2 protein-coding genes are annotated in these 1729 nt (G+C 68.1%); both read left to right on the top strand.

Annotation, left to right across the window (positions count from 1 at the left end):
• Positions 1-1122, top strand: a 1122-nt coding sequence (locus JYA52_RS00290; protein ID WP_205651168.1) for an S-(hydroxymethyl)mycothiol dehydrogenase, incomplete at its 5' end; no start/stop codon positions are given.
• Positions 1119-1729: MBL fold metallo-hydrolase (locus tag JYA52_RS00285; protein WP_205651167.1), on the top strand; the 611-nt coding region annotated here is incomplete at its 3' end. The genes JYA52_RS00290 and JYA52_RS00285, both read left to right, overlap by 4 nt.

Here is a 1729-nt window from a genome sequence, read left to right as displayed (position 1 = left end):
GCTCCGGTGTCGTTGGAGACGATTCTGGTGCCGGATCCGGGGCCGGGGGAGGCTTTGGTGGATGTCCTGACGTGCGGGGTGTGCCATACGGATCTGCATTACAAGCTGGGCGGTATTGGGGATGAGTTCCCGTACCTGCTGGGCCATGAGGCGACCGGTGTGGTCGCCGCGGTCGGTGAGGGTGTGACGGAGGTCGCTGCGGGGGACCGGGTGATCCTGAACTGGCGTGCGGTGTGCGGGCAGTGCCGGGCCTGTGCGAAGGGCCAGCCGCAGTATTGCTTCAACACGGCCAACGCGACGCAGAAGATGACGCTGGAGGACGGCACCGAGCTCTCCCCGGCGCTGGGTATCGGCGCGTTCGCGGAGAAGACGCTGGTCGCGGCCGGGCAGTGCACCAAGGTCGATGAGGACGCCGACCCAGCAGCGGTGGGGTTGCTCGGGTGCGGGGTGATGGCCGGGATCGGCGCGGCGATCAACACCGGTGAGGTCAAGCGCGGGGAGTCGGTGGCCGTGATCGGCTGCGGCGGCGTGGGCATCGCAGCGATCGCCGGGGCGAAGCTGGCCGGGGCGACCACGATCATCGCGGTGGACATCGATGAGAACAAGATCCAGATGGCCAAAACCCTGGGCGCGACGCACGGGGTGAACTCCCGCACCGCCGACCCGGTCGAGGCCATCCGGGCGCTGACGAACGGCAACGGCGCCGACGTCGTGATCGAGGCCGTCGGCCGTCCCGAGACGTACAAGCAGGCCTTCTACGCCCGCGACCTCGCCGGCCGGGTGGTCCTCGTCGGCGTCCCGACCCCGGAGATGAAGCTCGAACTGCCGCTGCTGGACGTCTTTGGCCGCGGCGGGTCGCTGAAGTCCTCCTGGTACGGGGACTGCCTGCCCTCCCGGGACTTCCCGATGCTGGTCTCCCACTACAAGCAGGGCAACCTGGACCTGGACGCCTTCGTGACCGAACGCATCACCATCGACCAGGTCGAAGAGGCCTTCGAGAAGATGCACGAGGGCACGGTGCTGCGCTCCGTCGTCGAAATCCACCCCACCACCACCGCCACTGCCAGTGCTACTGCCAGTGCCGCTGAGACCGCTGAGACTGTGACGGCGGTGTCCGCATGAGCGTCAGCATCGAGAACCTCGTCACCTCCGGGACGTTCTCCCTCGACGGCGGCACCTGGGAGGTGGACAACAACGTCTGGATCGTGGGCAACGACACCGAATGCGTGATCATCGACTCCCCGCACGACGCCGAGGCGATCATCAACCAGGTCCGCGGCCGGACGGTGCTGGCGATCCTGCTCACCCACGCGCACAACGACCACATCGGCGCCGCCCGCCAGGTCGCCGACACCGTGGGCGCCCCGATCCACCTGCACCCCGAGGACCAGGTCCTCTGGGAACAGGTCTACCCCGGCACCACCCCCGATAAGGAGATCACGGACGGGGACGAGTTCCACATCGGCGGGGCCACCCTGAAAGCGATCCACACCCCCGGCCACTCACCCGGCTCCACCTGCTTCCACCTCGAGCAGGAGGGCACCGTCTTCACCGGGGACACCCTGTTCAACGGCGGACCCGGCGCGACCGGCCGCTCCTACAGCGACTACCCCACCATCCTGACCTCCATCCGCGAACGCCTCCTGACCCTCCCGCCCGACACCATCGTCCGCACCGGACACGGCGACAACACCACCATCGCCGCCGAACGCGAAACACTCGCCAAGGT

The organism is Arthrobacter pascens (genome assembly GCF_017052465.1).
In the GTDB taxonomy this organism is placed as follows: domain Bacteria; phylum Actinomycetota; class Actinomycetes; order Actinomycetales; family Micrococcaceae; genus Arthrobacter; species Arthrobacter pascens.
The sequence above is the reverse complement of the archived record's forward strand: the minus strand, read 5'-3'. Positions and strand labels throughout refer to the sequence as shown.